The sequence below is a fragment of the Enterobacter sp. DC1 genome (genome assembly GCF_000568075.1).
Taxonomy (GTDB): Bacteria; Pseudomonadota; Gammaproteobacteria; order Enterobacterales; family Enterobacteriaceae; genus Enterobacter; species Enterobacter asburiae.
In genome coordinates this window covers 853730-868714 of the sequence record NZ_AZUA01000002.1, presented here as the reverse complement: position 1 = coordinate 868714, position 14985 = coordinate 853730, and the positions used below count along the sequence as shown (strand labels likewise).

General features: G+C 54.6%; 14 protein-coding genes and 1 rRNA gene. 7 read left to right on the top strand and 8 right to left on the bottom strand.

Annotated elements, in window-relative coordinates; all coding sequences use genetic code 11:
* Positions 1 to 13 precede the first annotated feature (13 nt).
* Together rrf and P346_RS11745 are read left to right on the top strand one after the other, a co-directional pair.
* Positions 14 to 129: ribosomal RNA gene (rrf, locus tag P346_RS11740) — 5S ribosomal RNA — on the top strand.
* Between the two features lie 209 nt (positions 130 to 338).
* Entirely contained in the window at positions 339 to 1634 is a 1296-nt protein-coding gene (locus P346_RS11745; RefSeq protein ID WP_032659516.1) for an MFS transporter, read from the top strand.
* Here P346_RS11745 and P346_RS11750 read toward each other — a convergent pair.
* The 5 genes from P346_RS11750 to trxC form a co-directional block, all read right to left on the bottom strand.
* Positions 1631 to 1954 (bottom strand): YfiM family lipoprotein, encoded by a 324-nt coding sequence (locus tag P346_RS11750; RefSeq protein ID WP_032659514.1) that lies wholly within the window; start codon positions 1952 to 1954, stop codon positions 1631 to 1633. The genes P346_RS11745 and P346_RS11750 overlap by 4 nt on opposite strands.
* A 46-nt stretch (positions 1955 to 2000) precedes the next feature.
* Positions 2001 to 3356: a CDP-diacylglycerol--serine O-phosphatidyltransferase gene (pssA, locus tag P346_RS11755; protein ID WP_023333068.1), complete on the bottom strand. Its 1356-nt coding sequence runs from the start codon at positions 3354 to 3356 to the stop codon at positions 2001 to 2003.
* A gap of 110 nt (positions 3357 to 3466) precedes the next feature.
* The gene (locus P346_RS11760) at positions 3467 to 6130 is read right to left on the bottom strand and encodes a bifunctional acetate--CoA ligase family protein/GNAT family N-acetyltransferase (RefSeq protein WP_032659511.1); all 2664 of its coding nucleotides are present in this window, start codon (positions 6128 to 6130) and stop codon (positions 3467 to 3469) included.
* Between the two features lie 35 nt (positions 6131 to 6165).
* Complete coding sequence (locus P346_RS11765; RefSeq protein ID WP_032659508.1) at positions 6166 to 6864, bottom strand: tRNA-uridine aminocarboxypropyltransferase; 699 nt, start codon at positions 6862 to 6864, stop codon at positions 6166 to 6168.
* A gap of 69 nt (positions 6865 to 6933) precedes the next feature.
* The gene (gene trxC, locus P346_RS11770) at positions 6934 to 7353 is read right to left on the bottom strand and encodes a thioredoxin TrxC (protein ID WP_023308858.1); all 420 of its coding nucleotides are present in this window, start codon (positions 7351 to 7353) and stop codon (positions 6934 to 6936) included.
* 204 nt (positions 7354 to 7557) lie between these two features.
* On the opposite strand from trxC, the gene P346_RS11775 reads away from it, so the two are divergent.
* A complete protein-coding gene (locus tag P346_RS11775) occupies positions 7558 to 8688 on the top strand; it encodes a tRNA/rRNA methyltransferase (RefSeq protein ID WP_032659505.1) in 1131 nt (376 codons plus the stop codon).
* Positions 8689 to 8728: 40 nt separating this feature from the next.
* Here the strand turns inward: P346_RS11775 and ung are convergent, their stop codons facing one another.
* Positions 8729 to 9418, bottom strand: a complete 690-nt coding sequence (ung, locus tag P346_RS11780) for a uracil-DNA glycosylase (protein ID WP_029741126.1) — start codon at positions 9416 to 9418, stop codon at positions 8729 to 8731.
* A 313-nt stretch (positions 9419 to 9731) separates the two neighbouring features.
* Between ung and grcA the strand changes: the two genes are divergently transcribed.
* On the top strand, positions 9732 to 10115 hold the full coding sequence (gene grcA, locus P346_RS11785; RefSeq protein ID WP_008502190.1) for an autonomous glycyl radical cofactor GrcA: 384 nt from the start codon (positions 9732 to 9734) through the stop codon (positions 10113 to 10115).
* A 51-nt stretch (positions 10116 to 10166) separates the two neighbouring features.
* Here grcA and srmB read toward each other — a convergent pair whose 3' ends face one another.
* Positions 10167 to 11495 carry an ATP-dependent RNA helicase SrmB gene (srmB, locus tag P346_RS11790; protein ID WP_023308854.1) on the bottom strand — a complete coding sequence of 443 codons (1329 nt, stop codon included), beginning with the start codon at positions 11493 to 11495 and terminating at the stop codon, positions 10167 to 10169.
* Between the two features lie 132 nt (positions 11496 to 11627).
* On the opposite strand from srmB, the gene trmN reads away from it, so the two are divergent.
* The gene (gene trmN / locus P346_RS11795) at positions 11628 to 12365 is read left to right on the top strand and encodes a tRNA(1)(Val) (adenine(37)-N(6))-methyltransferase TrmN (RefSeq protein ID WP_023308853.1); all 738 of its coding nucleotides are present in this window, start codon (positions 11628 to 11630) and stop codon (positions 12363 to 12365) included.
* Here trmN and nadB read toward each other — a convergent pair.
* Complete coding sequence (gene nadB, locus P346_RS11800) at positions 12350 to 13969, bottom strand: L-aspartate oxidase (RefSeq protein ID WP_032659502.1); 1620 nt, start codon at positions 13967 to 13969, stop codon at positions 12350 to 12352. The two genes, trmN and nadB, sit on opposite strands and share 16 nt — an antisense overlap.
* A 340-nt stretch (positions 13970 to 14309) precedes the next feature.
* Between nadB and rseD the strand changes: the two genes are divergently transcribed.
* Together rseD and rpoE are read left to right on the top strand one after the other, a co-directional pair.
* Positions 14310 to 14396 (top strand): rpoE leader peptide RseD, encoded by an 87-nt coding sequence (gene rseD / locus P346_RS23735; RefSeq protein ID WP_223862639.1) that lies wholly within the window; start codon positions 14310 to 14312, stop codon positions 14394 to 14396.
* Complete coding sequence (gene rpoE, locus P346_RS11805) at positions 14393 to 14968, top strand: RNA polymerase sigma factor RpoE (RefSeq protein WP_006176728.1); 576 nt, start codon at positions 14393 to 14395, stop codon at positions 14966 to 14968. The genes rseD and rpoE overlap by 4 nt, the downstream gene beginning before the upstream one ends.
* Positions 14969 to 14985: the final 17 nt, after the last annotated feature.

Below are 14985 nucleotides of genomic sequence, written 5' to 3'. Positions count from 1 at the left end.
TTAACAGAATTTGCCTGGCGGCTTTAGCGCGGTGGTCCCACCTGACCCCATGCCGAACTCAGAAGTGAAACGCCGTAGCGCCGATGGTAGTGTGGGGTCTCCCCATGTGAGAGTAGGGAACTGCCAGGCATCAATTAGAAGAACCCCGTACCGAAAGGTGCGGGGTTTTTTGCTTTGTGCTTACCCTCTTTGGCCTTTCTCTTAATCCCTTATCCTGCTAATGGAATGTGTGATCTCTGTCGCAATGTAATTTATAACAAAATTATAACATTTCATTTACGAGGTAATTGAGTCTCCTGACTCAATACGCCGCTGTTTATGGCAGGAGCATAATCACAATGACAGAAAGCATTACATCAAACGGGACGCTGGCTAACAGCGATACCCGAAGAAGGGTATGGGCAATCGTCAGCGCCTCTTCAGGGAATCTGGTTGAATGGTTCGACTTTTACGTCTACTCATTCTGTTCACTCTACTTCGCACATATCTTCTTCCCCTCCGGCAACACCACGACGCAGCTGCTTCAAACGGCAGGGGTATTTGCCGCAGGATTCTTGATGCGACCCATCGGGGGCTGGCTGTTTGGCCGCATTGCGGATCGTCGCGGGCGTAAGGCTTCTATGCTGATCTCGGTGTGTATGATGTGCTTTGGCTCTCTGGTGATCGCCTGTTTACCGGGATATGAATCGATTGGTACCTGGGCACCGGCGCTACTTTTACTGGCCCGCTTATTCCAGGGATTATCGGTGGGCGGTGAATACGGTACCAGTGCGACCTACATGAGTGAGATTGCACTGGAAGGCCGTAAAGGTTTTTACGCCTCATTCCAGTACGTCACGCTGATTGGTGGTCAACTGCTGGCTATTCTTGTGGTGGTGATCCTGCAGCAGATTTTGACGGACGAACAACTCCACGCCTGGGGATGGCGAATTCCTTTCGCGATGGGCGCTGTGCTGGCGATCGTCGCACTTTGGCTACGCCGTCAGTTAGATGAAACCTCTCAGAAGGAAGTCAGGACGCTGAAGGAGGCGGGAACATTCAAAGGGTTATGGCGTAACCGCAAAGCTTTCCTTATGGTGCTGGGCTTTACTGCGGGCGGCTCTCTCAGTTTCTACACGTTCACCACCTATATGCAGAAGTACCTGGTGAACACTACCGGCATGCACGCAAACGTCGCCAGCGTAGTCATGACCGTGGCGCTGTTTGTCTTTATGCTCATACAACCGATTATCGGTGCACTCTCGGATAAAATCGGTCGACGCACGTCGATGCTGATTTTTGGCGGGCTGTCGGCGTTATGTACCGTACCTATTCTGTCTGCCCTTCAGCACGTGACTTCACCGTATGCCGCGTTTGCGCTGGTGATGCTGGCGATGGTGATTGTCAGTTTCTATACCTCTATCAGCGGAATACTGAAAGCTGAAATGTTCCCGGCGCAGGTACGTGCTTTAGGGGTAGGGCTCTCTTATGCGGTTGCTAATGCGCTATTTGGCGGATCGGCGGAGTACGTTGCGTTGTCGCTTAAATCATGGGGAAGTGAAACGACCTTCTTCTGGTACGTAACGATAATGGGCGCACTGGCCTTTATTGTTTCCCTGATGCTGCATCGCAAAGGGAAAGGGATTCGACTTTAATAGCGCGCCATCTGCCACACGGCATAGCCAGTCGTTGCGCCGGCGACATCCCAGGCGAAATCTTTCCAGCTCCAGCCGCTCCCTGCGGGGCGGCTATCCCACAGTTCTTTTGATGCTCCAAGACTAACTGAGAACATCAACCCAATTGCCGCACTACGATCCCGGCTGTATCCCTGATGCTGCGCATATTCATTACCGGCTGCGGACAACATCGCAGAAGCGAGGAAATGCTGTGCTTTATCCTGTCCGGACCAGCTATCGTTGGCCATATGGCTACAGCCGCTCAGAAAGAGGACGCTCAGTAACAGAGGAATACGCATCAACGGGCTCCATAAAAAAAGCCCTGCGGATAGCAGGGCCTGGACATTACAGAATACGGCTGATAAGTCGGTCAATACGGATACGACGTAAGCGGCGGATAAGCTTGCGGACTTTCACCGGATAATCGGCAATGCTCTGCAGTTCGCGGTAATGATTCACCACAGTGGTATGTGTGCGAATCAGCTCCAGCTCACGTTCACGTTTTGCGGCTAGCTCATGCTGCGGGTCATGGATCAGGATAGCGTTTTCCAGATCCAGTCGCCACGCGCGTGGGTTCAGGTTGTTACCGGTCAGCAGCATCCACTCATCGTCGACCCACATTCCTTTCAGATGGTAAGTGTTGTCTTCATCTTTCCAGAGACGCACAACCAGCTGGTCAGTGTTTACGTAATACTGTAAACGGCTCAGGAAACGGCGCAGGTTGATCTCATAGAGATAAGGCAGCGCACCGATGATTTTGAACGGCTGATCTTCAGGAATGAAGAAGTCGTTTGCGGTTTTATCACCAACGATGATTTCCACTTTTTTACCGTCGCGCAGCAGCTGAATGATATTACGCACCAGCACGGCAGGAAGGTTGAAGTACGGCGTACAGATGGTGAGTTTCTGCTCCGCGCACGGCATCAGATGGAAGATCGTTTTGTTCAACAGGCTCGATTTACCGAGCCCTACCAGCGGGGTAACGGATAATTCTTCGTTGTTCGCATCGCCCTGGAAATGATAGACCGCATCACGCAGCTCCTGGCGGAAGGCGCGCACATCGTTTTTGATTTCCGGGCTTTTAGGACGTTCGGGATCGTCAAGGCGATTAACACCGCGGCCATGGACCAGATTTTTATCAACCCAGTTGAACATGATATCGGCCATCTGCGGATTACGGATCAGATGGTAGCGGTCGTAGCGATATTTATCGAGCTGATGAAGGTAAACATCATTCAGACTTGCGCCGCTGTACAGCACGCTGTCATCAATGATGAACCCCTTGAAATGAAGAACGCCGAGCGCTTCACGGGTATTAACCGGGACGCCATAAACAGGCACATCGACGCCAGGATTTTCCTGCGCCGTGCGGCAATACCAGTCGGCATTGGTGTTTGACGCAGCAGCGCCAATACGGCCACGCTGAGCGCGATGCCAGTCTACCAGCACGCGAACATCAAGTTCCGGTCGCTGACGTTTGGCTTCATAGAGCGCGTTCAGGATCGCGCGCCCGCCTTCATCCTGTTCAAGATACAGCGCCACAATGCAAATGCGTCGCGTGGCGCTGGCAATCTTTTCCAGAAGCGTCTCCCGAAAATGAGCGGGAGCGTAAAAGAACTCTACATCATCAACTGACTGAGAAATCTTCGGTAGTTGAGCAAGGTGTTGTTGATGTTTATTACGCTTAAATTTTGACAACATCACAGTGCGTTTCTTCTCTGTTCATTGAAGGGTTGTCTGTACCATGCAAACAACATAAGCGGACAATGATACCACCAGTCCCGTCCAAAGTGGGTAACATTTCCAGTAGCTTACTCGCGTTCGTCTGCTGATGTCAGATTGAGGGACAAGGCCACAATACCTTCGTCCAGCTGAATATCAACGTCAAACCCAAGTTTTCGCGCCAGGGTCACCATACCGCGATTGTTAGGCATAGTAATGCCATTGAGGCGTAACAATCCGTGATCTCGCGTATAACTGATGAGTTTTTCCAGCAGCCGTCTTCCCAGACCCAGGCCTTTAAGATCGGAGCGCACCAGCACCGCAAACTCCGCATCGACGTTATCCGGGTCAGAAATAGCACGCGTGACGCCGAGGATCTCATCCCCCTTATCGGAGCGACGAACGGCAACAAACGCCATTTCTCGATCGTAGTCGATCTGGGTCATATTGGCTAAATCATCATGGGTAAATTCGTTGATTTCGCTAAAATAGCGATAATAAAGATCCTCTTTCGTAACCTGCGAGATAAAAGCTCGCAGCTGGGGCTCATCTTCCGGCAGAATAGGGCGGAACAAGGCACGTTCTCCATTCTTCATCTCAACCCACTCCTCCAGCTGCAGGGGATAAGGGCGGATCGCCAGACGGCTCTCTCTGTCTCCTTCGAATGGCGCGATATCCAGGGTCACGTCCAGCGCCGTAAACTCATTGCCCGAGGCGAGCAGCGGATGAATGTCCAGCCGCTGGATCTCGGCACAATCCACAATCAGGTTAGAGACCTGCACCAGGAACTGGCTTAACCCGGCAATATCAAGCGGACGCAGCGCGCTCCGGCCACGGATCTTTTTACTTTTAATCGCCTGGATGATCAGATAACGCGCCAGGTTCATGTTCAGCGGCGGTAAAGCGACCACCGCCTGCTCCTCCGGGCGCCACTCAACGCCACCTTCCCCCAGCATGATGAGCGGGCCGAAGACGGGATCGTGTTCGACCACCACCCGTAATTCCTGAGCCCCAGCGCGGTTGGCCATGCTTTGCACCAGCAATCCGTGGATCCTTGCCTGCGGCCAGGCCATTTTGACCCGGTCGAAAATGGCATCAGCTGCCTGCTGCACCTCAGTCGCCGTACGCAGGTATAACATAACCCCCTGAACATCAGACTTATGCGGGATATCCGGGGAGCGGAGCTTCAGGGCCACCGGATAGCCAATCTGTTCGGCTATATGCACGGCCTCAGCGCTGTCGCTGGCGATCCAGGTCGGCAGGGTTTGCATCCCGTAGCTGCCCAGAATGGGCTGAACCTCATGCGTATCAAGCGAGGTCGCGCCTTCTTCAATAGCCTGCTGCAACAGCCGGTGAACGTCGACGGTGTTTGCCGTCAGATTCCCGGGCAACGCCGGCGTCTCACGCAGCTGTTTCTGGTTGCGGCGATATTCCACCATATGCATGAACGCGGTGATGGTGCCTTCCGGCGTGCGGTAGGTTGGCAGCCCGGCCTCGCTGAACAAGCGCCGCGCCTCCTGAGAGGAAAACTCACCGCACCAGTTGGTGAGCAGAGTAACGTATTTACCGCGTGGATGGTTGCGCACGGCGTCAATGAGCGCGCGCGCGCTTTCACTGCCCGGCGCGACAGCGCTCGGGGAGTGGATAATCATCAGCGCATCGAAATCCTGGCTATCCAGCAAAATGGATATCGCCCTGATATAACGGTCGCTGCTGGCGTCATCGCGCAAATCAAGCGGATTGCCGGGCGTCACGCTGGTCGGAAGCGCCTCTTTCAGGCGCTGCAGTGTCTCTTCACTCAGCGTTGCCAGCTTGCCGAAGCGCCGCCACAGCTCGTCCAGCGCGAGCGCGGCAGGGGCCGCACCGTTACTGACAATCATTAGCTTCTCACCGCGCAACGGGCGCATATGGCTTAACGTCTCAACGGCGGAAAAAAGCTCGTGCGTATCCTGTACCCGCAGCAACCCCGCGCGCTGAATGGCGGCGTCCCAGGCGGGATCCATGCCGGAATGAGAATGTAGCAGACGCTGTGCCGCAGGGCTGCGTCCGCTTTTGATCACCAGGATCGGCTTATTGCGCGAAGCGCTTCGCGAAGCCGAGACAAAACGACGCGCGTCGCTGAGGTGCTCAAGATAAAGCAGGATCGCACTGGTTTTGCCGTCGCGTGCCAGAAAATCCAGCAGCTCATCAACGTCGATATCCAGGCTGTCGCCCAGGGCAATGAAGTAGGAGAATCCCATTTCACGCTGCTGCGCCCAGTCGAGGATGGTGTTCGATACCGCAGCCGACTGCGAGATAAACGCCAGTTTGCCTTTGCGGATCGGAACCGGGGAGAAACTGGCATTCAGCCCCTGCCAGGGGGCGAGCAGGCCCAGACTGTTTGGCCCGAGAATGCGCATTTGATAGCGGCTGGCGCAGGCCAGAAGCTCGGCTTTCTGTTCAGGCGGAGACGAGAGAATTATGCAGGTTTTACACCCTTTCTTGCCGAGTGATTCCAGCAGTTCCGGGTTGCGCTTCGCGTTCGTACAGAGTACGGCAAGATCCGGCACGAAAGGCAGGCTTTGCACATCAGGCCAGGCAAGCACACCCTGAACGGCCTTATAAGACGGCGTGACGGGCATGACGGGGCCATTAAATCCCCCGGCCAGCAGATTGCGCATCATCAGATAGCCAGCACGATCCGGTTTCATTGATGCGCCGATAACGGCAATGGATTTAGGACGAAGTAGCGCTTCTAACCCTCGCTGGCTCATGCAGGCCTCCTGTGAATGCAAGCGACCTGATGATTTTAAACGCTTTCTGGCTCGGGCGCTGTGACGCTGCCCTTATGAACGGTTTTTCCCGCCAGATAGCGCTCCCGGAAGCATGAGAAATGGTTGCCCAGGGCACCAGCCGCAGCCGTATCTCCCGCTAAATCCAGAAGCGCAATCGCCACTTCCGCCGTGCAATATTGCCCGTCAGCATGCGCTTCACGCAGGCGATAGGCGGAGACGCGGGAAAGATCGATAGAAATCACCGGCAGCGCGTCGAGATAGGGGCTTTTGCGAAACATTTTTCGCGCTTCGGTCCAGGTACCGTCCAGCATGATAAACAGCGGTGGTTTACCGGATGGCGGCGTTGAAAGCACCTGGCGCTCCGCACCTGCATAAGACGCGGGGAAAACGACCATAGGCTGATAGTCGGGGCTAGTCACTAAATCGAGCAGGGCCTGAGGCGGCTCCGTACGGGACCACTGAAACGCGGCGGTATCCGGCAGAATATCGGCGATAAGACGCCCCGTATTGCTGGGTTTCATCGGCTCGGTATCGAACATGACCAGACAAAAACGGCTCTCCGCCGTACTCGGAGCCAGCGTCTCGCACAGACAAACCTTCAGCGGCAGCAGGCAGCGCTGACAGCGGCGAATACGGTTGCCTCGGGCGAGGAACGGTCGGGTAGCGCGCGCAAGGCGTTCGGCGCGTAATTTAAGAACGGCGTTATCAGTCATGGGCGAAATGCAGGAAAAACGCTATTTTCGCAGAGGCGGGAGCGGGGCACAAGACGTGCCCCGAGAATGTTACAGCGACTCGTTTAACCAGCTTTCAAAAGGCGCTTTTGGAACCGCGCCGTTGAGCATATCGATCACCTCGCCATTTTTGAAAATCATAATGGTCGGGATGCTGCGAATACGAAAACGTGCGCTCAGTTCGGGTTCGGCTTCGGTATTGACCTTAACGAACCGCATTTTTCCGCTGCGCTCTTCGGCTACATCTTCGAAGATCGGCGCGAAGCTACGGCATGGGCCGCACCATGGCGCCCAGAAATCGATCACGACAGGAAGATCGTCCTTGAGGAGTTTGTCCAGCGTAGCACCCGTCGCGTTAATGACATCGCCATCAAATAATTCATGGCCACAACGTCCGCATTTCGCACCATCTTCCATCCGATCGTCCGGAATGCGATTAAGAGCCTGACAGTTGGCACATACGGTATTCATAACTAACCTCTGATAGAGCCGTGGGACAGCGGCAGAACGCCGATAATGTTTCTAATATGTTACATATTATCAATGAGCCTGTTTGAAACAACAATGCGTTTTATTCAATGAGAACAATAGTCACAGGCTTTTGTACGAAATTATGGCTATGCGCTGGCACATCGGGTAATCTGCGCGCTTCGCGCAGCGCTGGTGGAGAAAAGCATGAACGACGAAATGAAAAACAAAAGCGGCAAGGTCAAAGTGATGTATGTCCGCAGTGATGATGACTCTGATAAACGCACCCAAAATCCGCGTACCGGAAAAGGTGGCGGGCGTCCGGCGTCTTCTCGTGCAGACGGTGGCCGTCGCCCCGCCCGCGATGACAGAAATAACCGCGGTGATGACCGCAAACGTGACGATCGCAAACGCGATGACCGTCCGCGTTCCGACCGCCCACGCAGTGACCGTCCACGCGACGATCGTCCGCGTGATGACTTCTCACGCGATAACGCCTCCCCGTGGCGCACCGTTTCTCGCGCCCCTGGCGATGAGACGCCGGAAAAAGCCGATCACGGCGGTATCAGCGGTAAAAGCTTTATCGACCCGGAAGTGCTGCGCCGTCAGCGTGCGGAAGAGACCCGCGTGTATGGCGAGAACGCCTGCCAGGCGCTGTTCCTGAGCCGTCCTGAGTGTATCGTTCGTGCCTGGTTTATCCAGAGCGTGACCCCGCGCTTTAAAGATGCGCTGCGCTGGATGGCCGCGAACCGTAAAGCCTACCACGTCGTGGATGATGCCGAGCTGACCAAAGCGTCCGGCACTGAACACCACGGCGGCGTCTGCTTCCTGATCAAAAAGCGTAACGGCACGACCGTGCAGCAGTGGGTCAGCCAGGCGGATGCCGATGACTGCGTGCTGGCGCTGGAAGATGTGGGCAACCCGCACAATCTGGGCGCAATGATGCGCAGCTGCGCGCACTTTGGCGTGAAAGGCGTGCTGTTGCAGGATGCCGCGCTGCTGGAATCCGGCGCCGCGATCCGTACTGCGGAAGGCGGAGCCGAGCACGTACAGCCAATCACCGGCGACAGCGTTCTGGATGCCCTTGAGCAGTTCCGTAAAGCGGGCTATTCCATCGTGACTACCTCGAGCCATGCCGGTACGCCGCTGTTTAAAGCGACGCTGCCGCGCAAAATGGTGTTGGTATTAGGTCAGGAACGTGATGGTCTGTCTGACGCGGCGCTCTCCAGTGCGGATCTGAGCGTCTCTATCGACGGAACAGGCAATGTGGAAAGTCTGAACGTATCCGTTGCGACCGGCGTACTGCTGGCCGAATGGTGGCGCCAGAACAAGGCATAAGCCTCTTAATGTGCCGGGCCTGGCCCGGCACATTCAAATCCTACTCGCTCTCTGCCGGTAATACAGGCATCCAGTCAATTGGCGTTTCGCCACGTTTTTCCAGCCATTCATTCGCCAGAACAAAATGATTACTGCCAAAGAAACCGCGATGCGCAGACAGCGGTGACGGGTGCGGTGCTTTCAGCACGTGATGACGCTGACGATCGATAATCGCCCCTTTCTTCTGCGCGTGAGAACCCCAGAGTAAAAACACGACCCCTTCACGATGCTCGTTGATAAGGCTGATGACTTTATCGGTAAAGGTTTCCCACCCAAGGCTGGCGTGCGAGTGCGCCTGGCCCGCCCGTACGGTAAGCACCGTATTCAGTAACAGCACGCCCTGGCGCGCCCAGCTTTCCAGGTAGCCGTGGTTTGGCCGGGTAAAACCGGGCACAGTTGCTTCAAGCTCTTTATACATGTTGAGCAGAGAAGGGGGGATAGCCACGCCCGGACGGACGGAAAACGCCAGCCCATGCGCCTGCCCGGGGCCGTGATAGGGATCCTGGCCCAGGATAACCACTTTTACATCGCTCAGTTCGGTGTAGCGAAAGGCGTTGAACACGTCTTTTTGCGGCGGGTAAATTGTCTGTCCGGACTGACGCTCAGCGGCAACGGTGCTGAGAGTATTGATAAAATAAGGCTGCTGCTTTTCTTCTGCCAGCACGTCATGCCAGGTTAAAGGTGTCGTCATCTCGCTCTCCTGCGAATCTCAATCTCTGACTAGCTTACCTGTTTCACCCCGGTGAGCAAAATTACACGCTGAAATACGTGCTAAGTGGCTAAATTTATTTTGAAAAGATGCAGGGTAAGTTGAATTGGTAAGGCTGTGAAATTGATCTAAAACAATAAATTCAAACCACACTCTTTATGTGGTTGGTGTTTTTGTTGATTTAAATCAATAAATCACCGGGGTGTGAATGATATATATACACACAAGAAACAATGGTTTTACCAATTGGCCGCGAGAGGCCGACATCAGTTAATGTAGCCTAGGGAGGCAACACATGATTACAGGTATCCAGATTACTAAAGCTGCAAATGACGATCTGCTCAATTCTTTCTGGCTGCTGGACAGCGAGAAAAACGAAGCCCGCTGTGTCGTTGCGAAAGCGGGTTTTGCTGAAGATGAAATCGTGCCGGTGAGCAAACTGGGCGAAATCGAGTACCGTGAAATTCCAATGGAAGTGAAACCGGAAGTGCGCGTGGAAGGTGGTCAGCACCTGAACGTAAACGTACTGCGCCGCGAAACGCTGATGGATGCGGTTGAACACCCTGAAAAATACCCGCAGCTGACTATCCGCGTGTCCGGCTATGCGGTTCGCTTTAACTCACTGACTCCAGAACAGCAGCGCGACGTTATCGCCCGTACCTTTACTGAAAGCCTGTAACGGCTTCAGCAGGGGGGGAATAAAAAAGCCGGGGAAATCCCCGGCTTTTTTTTACTCTTCAGTTTTCGTCTCTGGTGCGGCAGAGCTTGGCTTACGGCGCTTACCAATATTTTTGGTATCGCGGTGGCGCTGCTTCACGCGCGGTTTCTCTTTTTCTTTCTCTTTTCTCTCAGCACGTTTCGCGAGCGCTTTCTTGGACGGTTTACCCGTCATCTTTTCACTCGGCGCGCGCGTGGTCGGGCGGAGTTCGTCAATAACGCGCGCTTTCAGCGGCTCATCAACATAGCGGCCAATTTTCTGCAGCAGCAGGTAGTCATGCGCTTCGACCAGTGAAATCGCAATCCCTTTGCGGCCCGCGCGGCCGGTACGACCAATGCGGTGTAGGTAGGTATCTCCGCTGCGCGGCATATCGAAGTTAATGACGTGGCTGACGTCCGGGATGTCGATCCCACGTGCGGCAACGTCAGTCGCAACCAGCACGTTAACGCGGCCGTCGGTCAGGCGCTTGATGCCTTCGGTACGCTTGATCTGCGCCATCTCGCCTTCAAGATAGCAGTTGTTGATCCCGGCGTTACGCAGCATCTCAGCCAGCTCGTGCACGCGCTCGCGCTTGCGCACAAACACGATTGTGCGCAGAGCATCTTCCTGTTTGAGCAGGTGTTTCAGCAATTCGACCTTGTGCTCAAGATTATCCGCGCGGTAGTACCACTGGTGGATCTTCTTACGCTCACGGGTGGACGGCGTCGCCGAGACTTCCACCGGATCTTCCAGCAGACGCTCTGCGAAGTCTTTGATCGCTTCCCCTTCGAGGGTGGCAGAGAACAGCATCGTCTGGTTACGCCAGCGCGTTTCCCCTGCAATGTGCTCGATATCCTGTGCGAAGCCCATGTCCAGCATGCGGTCGGCTTCGTCGAGGATCAGCGTTTCAACCGCACGGCAGTCGAAGTTCTCTTCTTTAATGTACTGCAGCAGGCGGCCCGTCGTCGCAACGACGATGTCCTGGTTTTCGCTGAACACTTCGGCGTGGTTCATATACGCAACGCCGCCGGTGATGGTGGCGATATCCAGATGAGTATTTGCCGCGAGTTCACGCGCGTGATCGGCAACCTGCATTGCCAGTTCGCGCGTAGGCGTCAGGATTAAAATACGCGGCGGGCCAGATTTTTTACGCGGAAAGTCGAGCAGATGCTGCAACACAGGCAGCAAATAGGCTGCTGTCTTCCCCGTGCCGGTTGGCGCAGAACCGAGCACATCGCGGCCCTCAAGCGCAGGCGGAATGGCCGCTGCCTGAATGGCGGTCGGGCGTGTAAAGCCTTTGCTCTCAAGTGCATTGAGCAGGCTTTCATCGAGTTCAAGTTCGGAAAAAGTCGTTACAGTCATGTTCTACCTCTGTGTGGGGCGCTGATTATAGACGTTACGGCTGTAATCTTCATCTGTTTGTATGGATATCGCTTTTCGGCCACTTCGCTTTCCCCTATGCTACTCCAGTTTCACTTAGAAGGTTGCCCTGACATGTCTCAACTCAAAGCGCAGCTGCGCCGCGATGGTTTTACGTTTAAACAATTTTTTGTCGCTCACGATCGCTGTGCCATGAAGGTCGGTACAGACGGTATTTTACTGGGAGCGTGGGCGCCTGTCGCAGGCGTTAAGCGTATTCTTGATATCGGTACCGGCAGCGGGCTGGTGGCGCTAATGCTGGCGCAGCGTACGGAAGAACATGTCATCATTGATGCCGTCGAACTGGACGCGCAGGCCGCAGAGCAGGCGAGTGACAATATGGCCGAATCCCCCTGGGCAGCCCGAATGAAAGTGGAATGCGCAGATGTGCTCGCCTGGGCACCTGAACAAACCGCGCGTTACGATCTGATCGTCAGCAATCCTCCCTACTACGAACCCGGCGTTGAGTGCGGGACACCCGAGCGTGAACAGGCGCGTTATACCGGCTCCCTCGATCATAAAGCGCTGCTCACCAGTGCGGCAGAACTCATCTCCGAAGAAGGTTTTTTCTGTGTGGTCCTGCCTGAGAGTACCGGCAACACGTTCATCGGTATCGCGCAGGAGATCGGCTGGACGTTACGTCTGCGTACCGATATTTCGGATACGGAAGGACGACTGCCGCACCGCGTGCTGCTGGCGCTCTCGCCAAAAGAGGGTGAATGCTTTAATGATCGAATGGTGATCCGTGGGCCAGACCAGCGTTATTCCGAAGATTACACTGCTCTGACCCAGGCGTTTTATCTGTTTATGTAAACCTGCGGGGCGAGTATCGACGGGCCGGACTCAGCAAGCTGATCCGGGTAGTCGAGGGTATAGTGCAGACCGCGGCTCTCTTTACGCATCATCGCGCAGCGAACAATCAGCTCGGCCACCTGCACCAGATTGCGCAGCTCCAGCAGGTTATTGGATACGCGGAAATTGGCATAGTACTCATCAATTTCCTGCTGCAGCATGGTGATGCGGCGCAAGGCGCGTTCCAGGCGTTTCGTGGTGCGCACAATCCCCACGTAGTCCCACATAAACAGCCGTAGCTCATGCCAGTTGTGCTGGATCACGACCAGCTCGTCCGGATTATCCACCCGGCTTTCATCCCAGGCTGGCAGATGATCTTTCTCGCGGGCGTAAGGCATGCGCTTTGTGATGTCTTCCGCCGCCGACCAGCCGTACACCAGACACTCAAGCAGCGAATTGGAGGCCATACGGTTCGCGCCGTGAAGTCCGGTATAGCTGACCTCACCGATAGCATACAGACCATCCACATCGGTACGTCCATGATCGTCAACCATTACGCCACCGCAGGTATAGTGGGCCGCTGGCACAATGGGCACCGGATCGCGCGTTAAATCAATGCCAAGGTTGAGCAGCTTCTCGTAAATCATCGGGAAATGCTGGCGAATGAACTCTGCTGGCTTATGGCTGATATCAAGATACATGCAGTCCACGCCAAGACGCTTCATTTCATGATCGATGGCGCGGGCAACGATATCGCGCGGGGCCAGTTCACCCCGGGCGTCAAAGTCGGGCATAAAGCGCGAGCCGTCAGGGCGTTTCAGATAGGCGCCTTCACCGCGCAGGGCTTCCGTCAGCAGGAAGTTGCGCGCCTGGGGATGGAACAGGGCGGTGGGGTGAAACTGATTAAACTCGAGGTTCGCCACCCGGCAGCCAGCGCGCCAGGCCATAGCGATACCGTCGCCGGAGGCAATGTCCGGGTTCGTGGTGTACTGATACACCTTGGAGGCGCCGCCCGTCGCCAGTACCACAGCCTTCGCCTGACAGGTCTCCACCTTCTCTTTATTACGGTTCCAGACCCAGGCGCCCACCACGCGGCGCGTACCGGGTAGGCCAATCTTGTCAGAGATAATCAGGTCAACGGCATTGCTTCGCTCGAGAACCCGAATATTAGGGTGGTTCAGCGCTTTGCTGACCAGCGTGGTTTCCACTTCCTTTCCGGTGGCATCCGCTGCGTGCAGGATGCGGCGGTGACTATGGCCGCCTTCGCGAGTCAGGTGGTAGCTCTCTTCACCGTTGGGTTGAACCTGAGTATCGAACAAGACGCCCTGGTCGATGAGCCACTGAACGCAGTGACGGGCATTGCTGGCGACAAACTCTGCGGCATGTGCATCCACGATCCCAGCCCCGGCAATGAGCGTATCTTCGACGTGGGAAGCAATGCTGTCTGTCTCATCAAACACGGCGGCAATGCCGCCCTGAGCATAAAACGTGGAACCTTCACTTATCGGTCCTTTACTCAGAACGATAACGTTTTGATGCTCGGCCAAGCGCAGCGCCAGAGAGAGACCGGCAGCGCCGCTGCCGATGATCAGTACATCACAATGGAGTTCAGATGTTGTGTTCATGATTGTTGTTTAATTTACTAAACAGTGTTGGGTCAGAATAGCACCTGAATGCGATTTATCGCACGTATTTTTTTAGAGGCTGTCGCAATGACTAAACGCGTAAGCGGAGGTAAACGGAGGGTAAATGAGTGAAATTATTTTGCGAAGCAGATCGTTAGCGTCAGATTTTGTGGTGAAATAAAGCCTGTGTTGCGTTACTCTTCTGGCGGGAAAAAGATGTTTCTTGTCAGAAAGTGGTGCGTATCGTGAACAGACTTATAATGAGAGAAAATGAACAGTCTGCGGCGCGATGAACAAAAACAAAGGCGTTACGGAACTTATTGAAGATCAGACACTCTAAATGGTGCTTGCTCAAAGTGCGGTATTTTTAGAGTGGCGTTTCGATAACGCGTGGAATTTAGGTTTGGGGAGACATTACCTCGGATGAGCGAGCAGTTAACGGACCAGGTCCTGGTTGAACGGGTCCAGAAGGGAGATCAGAAAGCCTTTAACCTACTGGTGGTCCGCTACCAGCATAAGGTGGCGAGCCTGGTTTCCCGCTATGTACCGTCAGGCGATGTGCCTGATGTGGTGCAAGAGTCTTTTATTAAGGCCTATCGCGCGCTGGATTCTTTCCGGGGAGATAGTGCTTTTTATACCTGGCTGTACCGTATTGCGGTCAATACGGCAAAGAATTATCTGGTCGCTCAGGGCCGTCGTCCTCCTTCAAGTGATGTGGACGCAATCGACGCCGAAAACTTCGAAAGTGGCGGCGCGTTGAAAGAAATTTCGAACCCTGAGAACTTAATGTTGTCAGAAGAACTGAGACAAATCGTTTTTCGCACGATCGAGTCGCTCCCGGAAGATTTACGTATGGCAATTACGTTACGGGAGCTGGATGGTCTGAGCTATGAAGAGATAGCCGCTATCATGGATTGTCCGGTCGGCACGGTACGTTCACGAATTTTCCGTGCGCGAGAAGCTATTGATAATAAAGTTCAACCGCTTATCAGGCGTTGACGATAGCGGGATACTGG

Bases quoted from the DNA above. Each gene is read 5' to 3' on its own strand.
- rseD (WP_223862639.1), top strand. From the start codon at position 14,310: ATGGTGCTTGCTCAAAGTGCGGTATTTTTAGAGTGGCGTTTCGATAAC.
- pssA (WP_023333068.1), bottom strand. From the start codon at position 3,356: ATGTTGTCAAAATTTAAGCGTAATAAACATCAACAACACCTTGCTCAA.
- trxC (WP_023308858.1), bottom strand. From the start codon at position 7,353: ATGAATACCGTATGTGCCAACTGTCAGGCTCTTAATCGCATTCCGGAC.
- nadB (WP_032659502.1), bottom strand. From the start codon at position 13,969: ATGAACACAACATCTGAACTCCATTGTGATGTACTGATCATCGGCAGC.
- P346_RS11745 (WP_032659516.1), top strand. From the start codon at position 339: ATGACAGAAAGCATTACATCAAACGGGACGCTGGCTAACAGCGATACC.
- rpoE (WP_006176728.1), top strand. From the start codon at position 14,393: ATGAGCGAGCAGTTAACGGACCAGGTCCTGGTTGAACGGGTCCAGAAG.
- P346_RS11750 (WP_032659514.1), bottom strand. From the start codon at position 1,954: ATGCGTATTCCTCTGTTACTGAGCGTCCTCTTTCTGAGCGGCTGTAGC.
- ung (WP_029741126.1), bottom strand. From the start codon at position 9,418: ATGACGACACCTTTAACCTGGCATGACGTGCTGGCAGAAGAAAAGCAG.
- P346_RS11760 (WP_032659511.1), bottom strand. From the start codon at position 6,130: ATGAGCCAGCGAGGGTTAGAAGCGCTACTTCGTCCTAAATCCATTGCC.
- P346_RS11765 (WP_032659508.1), bottom strand. From the start codon at position 6,864: ATGACTGATAACGCCGTTCTTAAATTACGCGCCGAACGCCTTGCGCGC.
- srmB (WP_023308854.1), bottom strand. From the start codon at position 11,495: ATGACTGTAACGACTTTTTCCGAACTTGAACTCGATGAAAGCCTGCTC.
- P346_RS11775 (WP_032659505.1), top strand. From the start codon at position 7,558: ATGAACGACGAAATGAAAAACAAAAGCGGCAAGGTCAAAGTGATGTAT.
- trmN (WP_023308853.1), top strand. From the start codon at position 11,628: ATGTCTCAACTCAAAGCGCAGCTGCGCCGCGATGGTTTTACGTTTAAA.
- grcA (WP_008502190.1), top strand. From the start codon at position 9,732: ATGATTACAGGTATCCAGATTACTAAAGCTGCAAATGACGATCTGCTC.